General features: G+C 47.2%; 2 protein-coding genes. Both read right to left on the reverse strand.

Features of this window, described 5'->3' with window-relative positions:
* Positions 1–2 precede the first annotated feature (2 nt).
* The gene (ppsD, locus tag KXZ66_RS10625) at positions 3–10,814 is read right to left on the reverse strand and encodes a plipastatin non-ribosomal peptide synthetase PpsD (RefSeq protein WP_219144965.1); all 10,812 of its coding nucleotides are present in this window, start codon (positions 10,812–10,814) and stop codon (positions 3–5) included.
* A 25-nt stretch (positions 10,815–10,839) separates the two neighbouring features.
* Positions 10,840–18,507 (reverse strand): plipastatin non-ribosomal peptide synthetase PpsC, encoded by a 7,668-nt coding sequence (gene ppsC / locus KXZ66_RS10630; RefSeq protein ID WP_167568135.1) that lies wholly within the window; start codon positions 18,505–18,507, stop codon positions 10,840–10,842.
* Between the last annotated feature and the right edge of the window lie 4 nt (positions 18,508–18,511).

Genomic DNA, 18,511 nt, shown 5'->3' on the forward strand with positions numbered 1-18,511 from the left:
CATTAGTGAAAACTGAGCATATCAGCGATCTCTTGCAGCGCGTCCTCGGTCAGTTCTTGATCATCATAATCACTGATCGTCTTTTCTGTTTCGCTTTTGTTCTGGCAGTGTTCGATCAGCTGTAATAAAAATTGACGGCATGTTTCGCTAAGCTGTTCGATGGTTTTGCGCTGAAAGCGGGCATTGTCATAAGTCATATTGACAGTCAATTTTCCTTCTGCAGCGATTGCGCTGATATCCAGCGACTGTTCACGGTTCCATGTTGTGCTGATATCACCTCCGGCACCCAGCGGAGAGAATGAGAAGGCGTCCTCCTCAGGTACTTCAGCTGAGCGGCCGCTTTCAAATTGACCAAGATAATTAAAGCTGATTTCTGGTGCACCTGTGAAATTGATGTCTTTTTTGCCAGGCGGCGTCAAATATTTGATGACACCGTAGCCGAATCCTTTGTCAGGTACACGTCTCAGTGTATCTTTTGTTGTTTTTAGCACATGAACCATGTATTCTTCCGAATCTGGCAAGTCTGCGTTCAATTTAACCAATAACGGATAAATGGCGGTAAACCATCCAACCGTCCGGCTCACATCTATTCCTTCTAATACATCCTCTCGCCCGTGGCCCTCTAATGATAGTTTGAAGGCGGATTGATTGGTCCAATGGCGCAGCGCAAGAATGACAGAAGCGAGCAGCATGTCCTGCGTATCAGTGTTATATGCGCTGTTGGCGTCTTTTAAGAGTGCTGCTGTCTCTTTCTCGTTTAAGGTAAACGAAATCGTGGACCGTTGTCCCTCGTGTGCTCTAGTGCCATCAATGTGATCAAAAGGCAATGCCTCTGTTTGATACTCTTCGGCTTCGCGCCAATACTTGAGCTGTTTCATTAGCTGCTGGCTTTCAGCGTAGTCAGAGAGCTTTTTCGTATACGCTTTAAATGAGCTTGTTTTAGGGGGCAGCTGAATCTCTTCCCCGCCTGCAGCTTGGCGATACCCTAAAGCCAAATCTTCAAGCAAAACCCGCCATGAGATGCCGTCAACGACGAGGTGATGAGCCGATAAAAATAAGAAATCACCGTCAATTGTGTGGAAAAGACCGGCTTGCAGCAGCGGACCATTCTTCAAATCCATTTTCTGCTGAATATCAAGTACATGGCGTTTGATAATAGGCTCATACGCTCTATTTCCATCAGTGCCGTCCGGAGCTGATAAATTAATCATCTGAAGGCCGTACAACGCGTCGTCCGAATGACTGAGCGGCCGATTATATTGATCCCACTTTCCTTGTTCATTCTGTGTAAACACCATTCGCAGCGCATCATGATGACACGTTATTGCTTTTAACGTTTTGCGCAGTGCGTCTTCTTGTACAGAGGTGCTTCGATGCAGCATTACGGACTGATTAAAATGGTGTTTTTCTTTTATATCTTGAGAAAGAAACCATTTTTGAACAGGCGACCATTGTACGTCTCCCTCAACCGCAGCTTGGCTGGAACTTGTATCTGAATCACGGATATAAGCTGCCAATTCTTGAATGGTCGGATGGCTAAACAAATCTTTCACTGCCATTTGCTTGCCTAACCGGTGAAGCCGCGCAGATACCTGTAACGCTTTGATTGAATCTCCGCCAAGTTCAAAGAACGAATCAGCTGTTCCGATCTTTTCTGCCCCCAGTACTTCTTTCCATATATCTGCCAGTATTTGTTCCATTTTGCTGGCTGGCGGGAGGAATGGACGTTCAGCTCCGCTCTTCGATACGGGTTTCGGTAGTGCTCTGCGATCCAGCTTGCCGTTTGATGACAATGGAAGTGAATCCAGTCTTTCAATAAACGCAGGGTGCATAAACACCGGCAGCTTGTTTTGTAATTCTGAGCGTACAGCATTTGTGCTCAACTCTGGTTTTGCCACCACATAAGCACTTAATTCGGTTTGTCCTGACGCTGTTTCATGAGCAACTACTGCGGCGTCTTTTACACCATTTATACACCGGATGACCGATTCAATTTCTTTCGTTTCTACACGGTATCCTCTGATTTTGACTTGATCATCGATTCTTCCGAGATATTCGAGTGTACCGTCGGCCATCCATCTGGCGGCGTCTCCTGTTCGGTACATTCGTGTTTCGGGTTTAAATGGATTCTGCGTGAATGCTCTCTCTGTCAGTTCTGGAAGATTGACGTACCCTCTTGCAAGCCCTGTTCCTGCTATACAAAGCTCTCCCGCAACACCGATTGGCTGAAGCTGATGATTGCTATTTAAAATCAGCACTTGAGTCCCGTCAATCGGCTGGCCGATGCTTACGTATGCCTGCTTTTCCATATGTCTCATGACGGTAGTCGCCACGCTGTTTTCTGTCGGTCCATATTCGTTGGCGAGTTCGGTATGCGGACATATAGCTAAGCTGCGGTCGATCAATTCGCGGTCAGCCGCTTCTCCCGCCAGTGTGACGACTCTAAGCGTCTTTACATCTTCCGGCTGCACTACGTCCAAAAGCGCTCGATATAAAACAGGCACAATAATCATATGTGTAATCCGTTGACGAGACAGCTGATGCTTAATGGCCAGAATATCCTTCGCTTCCTCTTCATGAAGCAAAACGGCTTTTGCACCTGACAAAAGCGGTGTAAACATACTAGTTAAAAAGCCGTCAAATGAGAAAGAAAAGAGCTGCAGAATGGTATCTGTCTCGTTGAATGCATAAGCGTTTCGCCGCCACTGAAGAGTGTTGGCAATACCTTTATGCTCGACCATTACCCCTTTTGGATGGCCAGTCGTTCCAGAGGTATAAATGATATAAGCCAAATGATGGGCAGACGACATTTGCGGCAGCGGCGATTTGTCGTCTGCCTCTACACTTTCTATCGCTAAGATCTCTCCTTCAAAGTCAGCAAGTGCTTCCCGATCCGCTTCATTTATTGTCATCAGCAGTTTCGTTCCGCTGTCGCTAAGGATATAGCGTTTCCGTTCTGTCGGGTATTCAGGATCGATGGGAACGTAACAGCCTCCGGCTTTCCACACACCAAGTATGGATGCTATCATACTGAACGAACGATGCATCATGATGCCTACTGGTGTGTCCGGCTTAACACCTCGGCTGCGCAATGCACGTGCGATTCCATTGGACCACTCGTCAAGCTCCTGATAAGTGAGTGTTTTGTCTCCGCTGACAAGTGCAGAAGCTTTTGGTGTTCGTGCAGCTTGCTGCTCAAACAGTTGACTGATTGTTTGAACTCCGTATTGATTCGCTTGCCCGGTGTTAAACTCATTAAGCAGCTGGTGCCGCTCTTCTTGGGTCAGGATGTCGATATGGTTGAGTGTCACCTCCGGGTTTTTGCCGATGATGCTAAGTACATTTGTTAAATGCGATGCCCAGCGTTCAATGGTGGTTTTCTCGAACAATGCGGTTGAATATTCAAAAAGGAAATGAATGTTTCCGTCGCCTTCAGATGCCTGTAGTGTCAAATCAAATTTAGAAACGAGATGAGAAACTTGTGCCGGCTTCATTTGCAAATCATGAAGATGCAATGGCTCGTAATCATTATTTTGAACAACTAACATCGCATCAAACACTGGATTCCGGCTCATATCCCGTGTCAATTCAAGCTTATCGACAAGCTCTTCGAACGGGTAATCCTGGTGCTCAAAGGCTTCCAATGCTGTCTCACGCACTTCCTGCAAATACTGTACGAATGGCTTCCCGCCCTCCGGGCGCGTCCGAAGCGCCAGCGTGTTCACAAACATGCCGAGTATCGGCTCAAGATCCTTGTGCGGCCGGCCGGCAATTGGCGAGCCGACGATGATATCCTCCTGTCCGCTTAAGCGTGACAAGAACGCGGTGTAAGCCGCAAGGAGCACCATGTACAGTGTGCTTCCGTTTTCTCGTGCCAGCTTGTGAAGGCCTGATGCAACCTCTGGTTCCAGCGTAAATGAGACCTTGTCACCCGCGAAGCTTCGCACCGGCGGGCGGGCATGATCAGCCGGAAGATCCAGCACAGGCAGCTCGCCCTCGAGCTGCTTCAGCCAGTACGCCTCCTGCGTTTTGTACGCGTCTCCTGTTTTAAATCCTTCTTGCCATACGGCATAATCTTTATATTGAATGCGCAGCGCCGGAAGCTTCCGATTATTGTACAGCTCGCCGAATTCTTGAATCAGAATGTTGACGGAAACACCGTCTGAAATGATGTGATGCATATCCACCAGCAACAGGTGCCGCTCATCTGATATCTTTACGAATTGGGCACGGAACAGCGGCGCTTGGCTGAGATCAAACGGTTTGATAAATGCAGCTGCGGCCTCCTGTTCGGTTCGTGCGCCGAGAGCTGTAGTCTGTAACGTAAACGGCGCCTCGTCATGGATGCGCTGCACCGGATCGCCTCCTGCGTCCTGTTCGAAGGAGGTCCGAAGCGACTCGTGGCGCTTGATCAGCTCTTTGAAAGCTCTGTCCATCCTTTCAGGGTTGAGCTTCCCTTCGAGCTCTAACACAGCCGGCATATTGTAGCCTGTCCCTCCGTCCTCCAGCTGCTGAAGGACATAAATCCGCTTTTGGGCAGAGGAAACCGGATACGTTTCCTGTTTTTCAGCGGGCTTAATCGCTTCATATGGACTGTCCGTTCCTTTACGGATAACGGTAGCCAGTCCTTCTACCGTCGGATGGGCAAACACATCTTTTAGCGGCACCTGTACATCGAATTCTTTGGCAATCCGTGAGACAAGCGCCGTTGCTTTTAAGGAATGTCCCCCGCGGTCAAAAAAGTTGTCGTGAATCCCGACAGGGCCATTTTTCAGCACGTCCTCCCATAGCTGAGAAAGCTTCATCTCAGTCACGTTTCTCGGCGCCGTGTAGGTCTCCGCATCTGCCGCTCCGCCAGGAGCTGGCAGGGCGTTTCGGTCGAGCTTTCCGCTTGGTGTAACCGGCCACTGTTCCATTTCTATCATATAGGCTGGGACCATGTAGCCCGGCAACAGGCTCTCAAGCTGCGCTCGGACTTCGTTTCTTTGGAGCCCTTCTACATAAGCGCATAATTCCGGCTCGCCGCTGTCTGTCCGTACGGTAACGGCCGCCTCTCTTACACCTTCTATACTTCTTAGTGCCGCTTCAATTTCTCCCGGCTCAATCCGGTAGCCGCGGATTTTCACCTGATCATCCAACCGTCCCAGGAATTCAACATTCCCGTCAGGGAGCCAGCGCGCCACATCCCCTGTTTTGTACATGCGTTCACCCGGGTAAAACGGGTCTTCTAGAAAATGCTCCTCCGTTAATGCCGGCCGATTCAAATAACCTCTGGCAACACCCGCTCCGGCAATGTATAGTTCGCCGATACATCCAGCAGGCAGCATCCGATGATTCTGATTCAGGATATATAATCTGACATGATGAACAGGTTTTCCAATTGGAATCCGTTCAAGTTTTTCATGCAGCGGACAATCAAAGAATGCAGCTTCTACGGTTGCTTCCGTTGGCCCATAGGAATTGGTTATTGAAACATTTGGAAGCAACTCGTGAAATCGGGAGACAAGATGGGTCCCCAGCTGTTCTCCTCCAGAAAACACTCGCTTGAGTCTGTTTGTCTTAATCGGTACAGAGCGATATTTTATATGTTCTAAAAATGCATGGAGCATTGAAGGCACAAAATGCATAGCTGTGATCTTTTGTTCTTCTATGGCCTTCACGATCACTTCAGGTTCTTTTTCGCCTCCCTGAGGAAGCAGATAAACAGAAGCTCCGGCATAAGGCCACCAAAACAGCTCCCATATTGAAGCATCGAATGAATACGATGTTTTGTGCATAATCATGTCTGAATGCTTTAGCTGATAGCGGGACTGTAGGGAATTCAAAAAATTCACCGCTGATCGATGTTCAATTTCAACACCCTTAGGCATCCCGGTAGAGCCGGATGTATAGATGACATAGGCTAAAGATTGCGGGAGAACATCCACATTCGGATTGGACAAACGATGTGCCAGTCCGCTATTTGTCTGATTGAGATAGACAATCTCTCCTGTAAATTCCGGAACATGAAGGCCGGCAGACTGAAGCAGGAGAATGTTTGTACCGCTGTCCTCCAGCAGAAAGCTGATTCGTTCTTCCGGATAATCCGGGTCGATGGGCAGATAAGCGCCGCCAGCTTTAAGAATGCCATAAATGCCAAGCAGCATTTCAGGTGAACGCTTTCCTATAATGGCAACAGTCGTTTCGGGTTTTACCCCCCGTCCGATCAGCTCCCAGGCGATACGGTTAGCCTGTTCGTTCAATTCTTTATAGGTCATCACTCCATCTTCGAAGATAACGGCCGCCTGATCAGGCGTTTTTGCTGCCTGCTGTTCGAGTGCATAGTGGAGCGTTTGATTCATTGAATAGCCCGTCTCCTCAAACAGATGGCATGATTCAATGAAATCTCGCTCTTCTTCTTTTGTTAAGATTGGAATATTGTCCAATTCTGTTTCAGGACTGGCAGCTGTATGTTCCACAAGCGTGGTGAAAAGGCTGGCCCACCTTTGGATGGTTTCTTTCTCAAACAAAGCTGTACTGTATTCAAACTGACAGAAAAGCTCGGAATCATGTTCTGTAACGTATAGGGAAATATCAAATTTTGATATTGGGTGCACCAAGTCGTTCCACTGAAGCTGTACATCATTCATTTTTAGCTTTTGCTGTTCCATATTCTGAAGGACTAGCGTTGTGTCAAACAAAGGATTCCGGCTCATTTCCCGCTGCACACCGAGTTTGTCCACAAGCTCTTCAAACGGGTAATCCTGATGCTCATACGCTTCTAGTGCCGTCTGTCTGACTTCTTTCAGAAATTCCTCAAACGTCTTATTACCCGCCGGGCGTGTGCGGAGAGCCAGTGTATTGACGAACATCCCAAGAACAGCTTCAAGGTCGGCATGGGGCCGTCCGGCGATAGGTGAACCAATCACGATATCATCCTGACCGCTTAACCGAGACAAAAAGGCTGAATACAAAGCGAGAAGCGTCATATAAAGCGTGCTTCTGTTTTTATGGGCGAGCCGCTTTATGCGGGCCGTGATCTCTTTGTCCAATTGAAAGGTTACTTTTCCGCCTATGAATTGCCGTTCTGCCGGACGTCGTTTATCTGTTGGAAGCTCCAGTATAGGAAGATCCCCGCTAAACTGCTGCTGCCAGTAAGTCTCCTGCTTTTGGTACGAGTCTCCCTTTTTAAATTTCTGCTGCCATACGGCGTAATCTTTATATTGGATCCGCAATGGCTTAAGCTGCCGGTTTGCATAAAGATCGGTAAATTCTCGGATTAGGAGCTGAACGGATACGCCATCTGAAATGATATGGTGCATATCCACCAGCAATACATGCTTCTCGTTTGACACTTCTATAAGGCCTGCTCTAAATAATGGCGCCTGGCTGAGATCAAAGGGACGGACAAATCCCTCGATAGTGGTCTCTTTACTTAACGTAAACGGCACTTCGGTGTGGATACGCTGAACCGGCTCGTCATCAGCTCCGGATACAAAGGAAGTTCGAAGCGGCTCATGCCGGCTGATCAGTTCTTTACATACAGCAGACAGTTTGGCGACATCCAGTGCACCTTCCAGTTCTAAGACCGCAGGCATGTTATAGGCGACACCCTCATCAAGCTGTTGAAGCACATAGATTCGTTTTTGGGCCGAAGATACAGGATATGTATCCCTTTTTTCTGCTGGTTCAATTGCTGCATACGGATTTTGTTCTGCCTCTCGAATGATTGAAGCTAATCCTTCAACAGTCGGATGAGCAAAGATGTCCTTAAGCGAAACTTGCACATGGAATTCCTTTGCGATCCGTGACATAAGCACTGTTGCTTTTAACGAGTGACCGCCATTGTCAAAAAAGTTGTCTTGGATGCCTATATGTCCATTCTTTAGCACATCTTCAAATAGTTGCGAAAGCTTTGCCTCTAACAGATTTCGAGGGGCAGTATATGGGTTTCCGCTGATTGAAGCATCTGGCCCCGGAAGTGCTGCGCGATCTATTTTTCCGTTTGGGGTAAGAGGTATGCTGTCAACCCATATCCATTTCGCCGGAATCATGTATTCTGGGAGCTCACTAGCCATATAACTGCGTAAATCTATTGCGTTCAGCTTTTGTACACTGCAATAGTAAGCGCATAATTCATGTTCACCGTTTTCATCTTGCCGGATGAGAATGGCAGCCTCACTAATGTCCGGATGATTCATTAACGTGACTTCGATTTCTTGCGGCTCAATTCGATAACCTCTGATTTTCACTTGATTGTCTGCCCGTCCGATATATTCGATGTTGCCGTCTTCAAGCCGTCTGGCCAAATCACCTGTACGGTACATGATCACACCAGGCCTGAATGGATCGGATGAAAATTTGTCGCTTGTCAGTTTATCGTGATTGACATATCCTCTGGCAACACTTGCGCCGGAAATATAGAGTTCGCCTGGTACGCCGCATGGCTGAAGCTGTTTTTGATGATTCAAAATATATAGATCAGTACAGCCTATCGGTTTACCGATTGGCGGAAGCTCAGGAATAGGGTCTCCAGGATGAATGGTATACGTAGATACCACATGAGTTTCTGAAGGTCCGTAATGATTGTGCAGGTGTATGCCGCGTTCACGCAACACATCTTGGAAAAGGTCTGAAATCATTAATTGTTCCCCGGCTGCGATCAGGTGTTTGACGCCATCAGGAAACGAGTTCGCAAGTTCTCGCTCGCTGAAAATCATTTTGATAAAAGCAGTTGGGAGAAACACAATATTCGTCTGATGCTTGTTTATAAATGCAAACAGCTGAGGCACATCTCTTTTTATAGCTTCTGGCACGATGTGGAGTGTGCCGCCTTTCAGAAGCGCAGAAAATATTTCTTGATAGCAGACGTCGAAGGAAGGTGTCGCAAATTGCAGAACATCTGCTTCAAAGTCAATGCCGGAGTGAGTATATTCGAACTTCAGCAAGTTAGCCATGTTTCGATGCTCAAATTGAACACCCTTTGGTTTACCTGTTGTGCCTGATGTATAAATCATATACAGCAGATCGTCAGCATTGTTGACTGACTTTATGTTACTGCCGTCTACTTTGCTTTCGATTTCTTCTGGATAAGTGATAATGTAATTGTCTTCTAACGATGAGGAAAGATGCGCTTGTGAAACAACATGCGAACAGCCGCAATCATGCAGAATATAACGGATTCTGTCAGCCGGGTAATGCGGATCAACGGGAACAATGGCGCCGCCTGCCTTTAAGATTCCAAGAACGCCGGTGATAAACGCCGCAGAGCGATCCATCATAATCGCAACGGGTTCCTGTCTCACAACGCCTTTCATTCGTAAATGCCGTGCCAATCTGTTAGCCGCTTTATTCAGTTCTCTGTATGTTAATGAGCAGGCTTGATCAATTACAGCATGAGCATCTGGTGTCTTTTCCGCTTGCTTTTCAAACATGGCATGGATGGTTTCGTAAACTGGTGTTCGATCTGTGATTTCTCCAATCAGCTGCCGCTTTTCAGTATCTGTCGTGATATCGATTTCTTCAGGTGGAAGATTCGGATTATTTAAGATTTGTGATACAGCATTCAGAAGATGCTCTTTGACAGAGAGCACAAAAGACCGATCGTGCTGCTCCGCATCATAGTTCATTTTGATATGAATTTCTTCCCCTGGCGCCACCATAAGATAAAAGCTGTAGTTGGTTTCATCTGCGACAGTGAAATTATGAATCTGAAAAAGATCAGTAGCATGTTCCTGTTTGTTCAGCATTTGAATCTCTTGCTGCACCGGATAGTTTTCAAATACGAGAATATGATCAATCAGCCCTTGCTTAACAGCTGAGCGGGATTGAATCTCATATAAAGGGTGGTAGCTGTACGCTTCAGCGGCAAGACGGTCTTTTTGCATATCTTTTATAAGTTGAAGAAATGGCGTTTTTGCCCCCTGCACCCGAACCGGCATCGTATTAATGAAAAGACCTACCATATGTTCAATGCCTTCGATTTCTGCGGGCCTTCCTGAAATGACAGAACCGAATACGGCGTCATCGTTATTATTATATTTTTGCAGCAGAATGCCCCAAATGGTATGAAAAATCGTACTGAGTGTCACTTCTTCTCTAGCAGCAAGCTCTGAAAGCCTGCTGCTTTCTTCTTTAGAGAATGAAAATGTAACGTGTTCCTGCCTGCTTTTTCCCTTTGTTTTTTTCTGCTTCGGGAGCACGGTTTGCTGTTCGTGGCCGGAAAGATAATGGTCCCAATAAGAAACCGCCTGCTCTTTGTCTTGCTCCATCAGCCATTTGATATACTTTCCGTATGGCTGGACCGGCTCCAATGTTATAGGGGATGCATTTACATAAGATGCGTAAATATGCAGAAACTCCTTTAGCACAATGCTGAGGCACCAACCGTCCATCATGATATGATGAAAGGTCCAAATGCAGGAGTACTGGCTCTCTCCTGTTTGAATAAGAGCGATGCGCATGAGCACATCCTTTTGCAAATGAAACCCCCGGTCCCGGTCCTTTTCTTTCCATTGCTCGATAAACTGTGATTGCTCCGCCTCGTTTAAATGAGTAATGTCTTCTTCCAGGACGATGATATTTCGTTCTCTCAGAACAACCTGCTGGGGGGAGGAAACATTTTGGCTGATAAAAATCGTTCTGAAAATATCATGTCTTTCTACAAGAGCGTTGATGCTGTTTTGAAAAAACTGCGGGTTGACTTTTCCTTCTATTGTAAAAGAAGCTTGCTCAACATACGCCTGTGAATCTTTTTGCAGGAGGGAATGGAAAAGCATCCCTTCCTGCATGTAAGACAGCGGATAAATATCCTGAATTGAATTCGCTTTTGTCATGTTCATGTCTCCCTGTCACGATTTTCTACAATTCTTCCACCAAGCTGGATATGCTGTCCAAGTCCTCTGCCGTTAATGATTGACTGCTGAAATCGCTCAGTGTCTTTTCTGCTTTCTGTTGACCGGCGCAGTGTTTCATAATGTCCAGCAAAAAGTGTTCAATCCTGTTAATAAGCTGCTCCATTGTGTTTTTGTGAAAGCAGGCTGGCGGATAACTAAGATTGAAATGGAGCTTTTTGTCTGCTGCCATTGCGCTCATCTCGATGATTTGCTCACGCTTCCATGTATGAGTGATATCCTTTCCGCTACCAAGGCTTGATGGGCGGAAGGTGTCCTGTCTTTCGATGTCGTTGAACTGGCCCAAATAGTTAAAGCTGATTTCAGGTGTTTTTGAAAACGTAATGCTTTTATTTTCAGGATGTGTAAGGTATTTCAGCATACCGTAACCTACCCCTTTGTTTGGTATCCGGCCCAGTGTATCTTTAACGGTTTTTACTGCGGTTCCGAGCTCATCTCTATGATTTTCAAAGCTTATGAGGGCCGGGTACATGGATGTAAACCAGCCGACCGTCCTGCTGATATCTAACTCTGGCAGAATGTGTTCTCTCCCGTGTCCTTCCATAGCGATACGGAGCTTGCTTCCGCCTGTCCATTCACAAATCGCCAAGGATGCTGCGGTTAACAGAATATCTTGTGTATCTGTGCCATAGGCGTAATTGACGTTTTGCAGCAAGACGGCGGTGTCTGCTTCAGTCAGTGAAAAGCTTAATGAGTCCCTTTTGCTGGAGTCGATGTTCACATGATGCGGTATTTCATATGGCAGTTCTGCGGCTTGCTGTTCTTCTACACTTCGCCAATACGCCTCTTCGCGAATCAGCTTACTGCTTTGGGCATATTCCTGTATGCGTCTTGCGTATTCCTGGTAGGAATCCGTTTTAGGCGGAAGCTGGATCGTCTGGCCTGAAGTAGCTTGTTGATATCCGGCTGACAAATCCTCCAGCAAAATCCGCCATGAGACACCATCAACGACAAGGTGATGGATCGCAAGGAACAAGTAATCTCCGGTCAGTGTTTTAAACAAAGCGGCGTGCAACAACGGTCCTTCCTGCAAATTGATGCTTTGCTGAAGATCTGCAACTTCTTGTTTGATTTGCGTCTCCCAGCCGCTTTCTGACTGTGAAAGATCAGAGGTTCTTAAGCTGTATAGCTGTGACTCATGAATGCCTTGGTTGATTTGAATCCATCGCCTGCCATCGTTGCGATAAACCATCCGAAGCGCATCATGATGCTCCGCCAGTTTTTTCAAGGCTGGTCTAAGGGCGTTTTCAGACAAACATCCAGAATGGAATAGCATGACAGACTGATTGAAATGGTGTCTTTCTTCAATATCCTGTGAAAAAAACCATTGCTGAACAGGCGTCCAAGGAACGTCACCCTGAACGGGTCCTTGCTCTATGATTCTCTCTGACTTACGGATAAATGGTGATAAGTCCTTTATCTTTGGATGACGGAATAAATCACTTACCTGCAAGCTTAGCCCAAAGCGTCCAAGGCGTGCAGAAACTTGAAGGGCTTTGATTGAATCTCCGCCCAATTCAAAAAACGAATCCTCTATTCCGATCCTCTGGATGCCGAGAACCTCCTGCCAGATCAACACAAGTTGGTCTTCAAGGTCATTTTGAGGCGGAGCGTACGTTTGTTTAGATGTGAAATTTGGTTCAGGAAGTGCTTTTCGGTTCAATTTGCCGTTTGATGTGAGCGGAAGAGTCTCCATTTCAATAATGTACGCCGGGATCATATAGTTTGGCAGCGAACGCGCAAGAAGAGAACGCACTTGTTCAGCATTCGTGCCTGCTTTTACGCTGATATAGCCAAACAGCTCTTTGCTCCCTGACTGTCCTGTACGTGCCAACACCGCCGCTTCTTTGACTCCGTCTATTTGGCGAAGTGCTGATTCGATCTCACCCAGCTCCACACGATAGCCTCTGACTTTTACTTGATCATCAATACGGCCAACGTACTCAATTGTGCCATCAGGAAGCCAGCGCGCCAGATCACCTGTGCGATACAGTCGATCGCCAGGTGCAAATGGATGTGGGACAAATTTCTCTTTCGTTAAATCAGGACGGCCCAAATATCCTCTGGCGACGCCATCTCCGCCGACACAAAGTTCACCGACAGCTCCGACCGGCTGCAGCACTCCCCATTGATTTAAGATATAAGCGGTGGAATTACCAACCGGCCGCCCGATCGGAATGGAAAGTTCATATGTTTTTTGAATGTGAAGGCATGTCGAAAAAGTTGTATTTTCGGTAGGGCCATATCCATTCCATATCGATACTTCAGAGCAGACATTTCTGATTCGATTGACGTGGCTCGGCGACAAAGCTTCTCCGCCTATAATCAAATGTTTCAGCTGTGAAAATGTTTGTTCATTTTGTTCTGTCAAATGATTGAATAGAGAAGATGTCAGCCAAATCGTTGTGATTCCTTGATGTTCTATGTACCTCTTAAGCTGATGGGAATCGAGAAATGTTTGTTGATCGGACAGATGCAAAGCGGCACCATTTAGCAGCGGTCCGAAAATTTCAAATGACCCAACGTCGAAACCGATTGATGATGTCATAAGAAGGCGGTCTTCAGGTGTAAATGTAATATAATTGCTGTTTTTAACAAGACGAATTACACTTCGCTGCTCAATCATGACACCCTTTGGTTTACCGGTTGATCCAGAGGTATAAATGATATATGCAAGTGAATGTGGCCCTGCTGAAGAATCAACGTTCTTCGTTTCTCCTTGCTTTTGAATACCTTCGATTATGATTTGTTCACATTCAATGTCTAATAGCTGTTTCTCTGTTTTTTCAGATTGAAGGAGTAATGCCGCCCCGCTGTCTGACAGCATATAAGCTATTCGTTCAACAGGCAGATCAGAAGCAATAGGCAGATAGGCTCCCCCGGCTTTCAGAATGCCCAGCATTCCTGCAATGAGTTCTGGTGTTCTGCCTGTCAACAAGGCTACAACACTATCAGGCCCTACACCCTTAATCTGTAGAACTGAGGCAATTTGATTTGCCCAGCTGTTCAGGTCCTCGTAAGTAAATACTTGGGTGTCGCTGACAATTGCTACAGCATTAGGCGTTTGTTCTGCCTGCATTTCAAAGAGTCTGCTGATGGTTTCATTTCTTGGATAATCTATTTTTGTACGATTGAGCTCGTGGATAAGGTAATGGGTCTCATCCTCATTCAGGATATTTATTGTTCCGAGAGCGGCTTTGTTGTCTTTGATGATGGAGAGTAACATATTGATGAAGTATTGAAGCCACTTTTCTATCGTTTTTTTCTTATATAAGTCAGTACTAAACTCCATTTGGAACGTCAGCAAACCGTGGGGCTGTTCCTGGGCATATAGGGTTAAATCAAATTTGGACGTTTGATGCCCATTGTTTGCTGCAGGTTTGAGACAAAGTTCATCCAGTTCCAACGATTCCTGATCCATGTTTTGAAGAACAAACATTACGTCAAACAGCGGATTCCGGCTCATGTCCCGTGTCAATTCAAGCTTATCGACAAGCTCTTCGAACGGGTAATCTTGGTGCTCAAAGGCTTCCAATGCTGTCTCACGCACTTCCTGCAAATACTGTACGAATGGCTTCCCGCCCTCCGGGCGTGTCCGAAGCGCCAGCGTGTTCACAAACATTCCGAGTATCGGCTCAAGATCCTTGTGCGGCCGGCCGGCAATTGGCGAGCCGACGATGATATCTTCCTGTCCGCTTAAGCGTGACAAGAACGCGGTGTAAGCCGCAAGGAGCACCATGTACAGTGTGCTTCCGTTTTCTCGTGCCAGCTTGTGAAGGCCTGATGCAACCTCTTGATCCAGCGTAAATGAGACCTTGTCACCCGCGAAGCTTCGCACCGGCGGGCGGGCATGATCAGCCGGAAGATCCAGCACAGGCAGCTCGCCCTCGAGCTGCTTCAGCCAGTACGCCTCTTGCGTTTTGTACGCGTCTCCTGTTTTGAATCCTTCTTGCCATACGGCATAATCTTTATATTGAATGCGCAGTGCCGGAAGATTCCGATTATTGTACAGCTCGCCGAATTCCCGAATCAGAATGTTGACGGAAACACCGTCTGAAATGATGTGATGCATATCAACCAGCAACAGGTGCCGCTCATCTGATATCTTTACGATTTGGGCACGGAACAGCGGCGCTTGGCTGAGATCAAACGGTTTGATAAATGCGGCTGCGGCCTCCTGTTCGGTTCGTTCGCCGAGAACTGTAGTCTGTAACGTAAACGGCACCTCGTCATGGATGCGCTGCACCGGATCGCCTCCTGCGTCCTGTTCGAAGGAGGTACGAAGCGACTCGTGGCGCTTGATCAGCTCTTTGAAAGCTCTGTCCATCCTTTCAGGGTTGAGCTTCCCTTCGAGCTCTAACACAGCCGGCATATTGTAGCCTGTCCCTCCGTCCTCCAGCTGCTGAAGGACATAAATCCGCTTTTGGGCAGAGGAAACCGGATAGGTTTCCTGTTTTTCAGCGGGCTTAATCGCTTCATATGGACTGTCCGTTCCTTCACGGATAACGGTAGCCAGTCCTTCTACTGTCGGATGGGCAAACACATCTTTTAGCGGCACCTGTACATCGAATTCTTTGGCGATCCGTGAGACAAGCGCCGTTGCTTTTAAGGAATGGCCCCCGCGGTCAAAAAAGTTGTCGTGAATCCCGACAGGGCCATTTTTCAGCACGTCCTCCCACAGCTGAGAAAGCTTCATCTCAGTCACGTTTCTCGGCGCTGTGTAGGTCTCCGCATCTGCCGCTCCGTCAGGAGCTGGCAGGGCGTTTCGGTCGAGCTTTCCGCTTGGCGTAACAGGCCACTGTTCCATCTCTATCATATAGGCTGGGACCATGTAGCCCGGCAACAGTCTCTCAAGCTGTGCCCGCACTTCGTTTCTTTGGAGCCCTTCTACATAAGCGCATAATTCCGGCTCGCTGCTGTCTGTCCGTACGGTAACGGCCGCCTCCCTTACGCCTTCTATGCTTCTTAGTGCCGCTTCAATCTCTCCCGGCTCAATCCGGTAGCCGCGAATTTTCACCTGATCATCCGTACGCCCGAGGAATTCAACATTCCCGTCAGGGAGCCAGCGCGCCACATCCCCTGTTTTGTACATGCGTTCCCCCGGGTAAAACGGGTCTTCAAGAAAACGCTCCTCCGTTAATGCCGGCCGATTCAAATAACCTCTGGCAACACCCGCTCCGGCAATGTATAGTTCGCCGGCGACACCGGAAGGCTGTACGGCTAAATGCGGATCTAAAACATACAAACGCGCACCAGGTACGGGCTTCCCAATCGGAATCCGCAAACGGTCTCTGTCCCGTTCTGGATCCAATACGTAAAATGCCGCGTCTACCGTTGCTTCTGTCGGCCCGTAGCCATGGATTAATGATACCTGCGGCAATACAGAAGCAAAACGGGCTGCCGTACGCGGCGCAAGCGGTTCACCTCCGGCGAATACACGCTTTAGGTTTGTCCCGTCACCAAGCGCTAACATTTCTGCTTGATCGAGAAAGCTGTTCAGCATAGCCGGAATAAAATGAGCCGTTGTCACTTTTTCCTGAGTAATGGCTTTTACGATCAATGCGGAGTCTTTTTCCCAGCCGGGCGGAAGCAGATACGCCGAAGCGCCGGAAAGCGACCACCAAAACAGCTGCCACACAGACGCATCAAAGGAAAAAGAGGTTTTCACCATGACAATGTCATCTTCTGAAAGCGGAAACTGGTGCTGCATGCCGGTCAGAAAGGAAACAGCCTGACGGTGCTCAACGGCCACTCCTTTCGGCTGCCCGGTAGAGCCCGATGTATAGATGACATAGGCGAGAGAACCGCCGTCAGCAGGAGTAAACAGATGGTTTTCTGCTTTTTCGCTCGCAAGAGATGTCATGTCCACTTCAAGCGTCTCTCCGGAAAAGTTCGGTACGGAGCATCCCGGCTGCGTCAGCAAGAGTGATGCCCCGCTGTCTTTCAGCATGTAGCTCAGCCGCTCCTTTGGATACGCAGGATCAAGCGGCAAATACGCCCCTCCGGCCTTCAGTACAGCAAGGACAGCGATCAGCATGTCAGGTGAGCGTTCAGACAGGATCCCGACGATACTTTCGTTTGTGACGCCGCGTGCCGCAAGGTGAGCAGCCAGCCGGCTGGCGTACATATCAAGCTCAGCGTATGTCAGCGAACCGCCTGAAAAGCGAATCGCTGGCCGCTCCGGTGTGACTGCCGCCTGTCGTTCAAACAGCCCATGCAAGGTTGGGGCTTCAGGTGAAACAGATACTGTCCTGTTATTTTGAGAAACGATTTTCCGTGTTTTGTCCTCATCTAGCAATGTCATCTTTGACACAGGAAGAGATGGATCAGAGATGACGTCAGAGATCATGTGCTGTAAATAATCTTTTATCTCAGACATCATATTTGGTTGATAAGTGCCTGTATGAAAATGAATCCGAACGTACAAAGTACGCCCTGGGATCACTTTGACACTGCATCTATAATTAGTTACCTCTTCCATCTCAAAATCTTTCACGGAGAAATCAAATGATTTAGCTTGATTCAGCTCTTCAATCTCTTGTTGAGTAGGTGTATTTTCAAAGACGATAATATGATCAATCAGCTCTTGTTTAAGAGCGCTCTGCGCCTGAATGTCATATAAAGGGAAGTAACTATACGCTTCTGCTTCAGTCATGTCCTTTTGCATTCCGCTGACTAGGTCAGAAAAAGACAGAAAATCACTTTGGACTCGAATAGGAATGGTATTGATAAAAAGTCCGACCATGTTTTCCACATCTTTTAGCTCAGAAGGTCTGCCTGATATAACTGATCCGAACACAGCATCGTCGCGACGATTGAACTTTTGGAGCATGATTCCCCATAAAGCTTGGAAAACAGTGTTAAGTGTCGCACCACATGCTACAGCGATTTTCTGTAATTCGGAGGTTTCTTTTTCAGGAATGGTAAACGTGATCTGCTGTAATGTCCCGTCCGACATTTGATCTGTTCTTTTTGGCAGAGGCGAAGCTTTTTCGAAATGCTGAAGCCTTTTTTTCCAATACTCAGCTGCTTCTTCACGCTCTTGCTGCATCAGCCATTTAATATACGTCCCGTACGGCTGTACGGGAGGCAAATCAGGAAACTGCCCTTTTCCAAGCGCTTGATAAATATGGAGAAAGTCTTTAATGACGATGCCTAAACACCAGCCATCCATTAAAATATGATGGTGGCTCCAGATACAGACATAATGATCAGGCGCCCATTTTAAAATAGATATTCTCATCAGTACATCCGTTTGGAGATCAAAGCCTTTTGATTTATCCTGTTCTTTGAATGCCTCTGTACAATGTTCTTTATCTTTTTCATTGAGATGAGAAATATCTTCAACATGAATATGGCAATGACGTTGCTTGAGCACGACTTGACGAGGTTTGGCTACATTTTTATAGATGAATGCTGTTCGAAAGATATCGTACCTGTCAAAAACAGCATCCATACTTTTCTGGAAACGCTCCAAGTCGAGCTGTCCATTGATCGTAAAAGAAGCCTGTTCAAAATAAGCTCTCGACTGTTCATCATACAATGAGTGAAAAAGCATCCCTTCCTGCATAAATGACAAAGGGTATATATCCTGTATTTCAGGTTGCTGCGGCATCAGT

The organism is Bacillus sp. LJBS17 (genome assembly GCF_019334685.1).
GTDB lineage: Bacteria > Bacillota > Bacilli > Bacillales > Bacillaceae > Bacillus > Bacillus subtilis.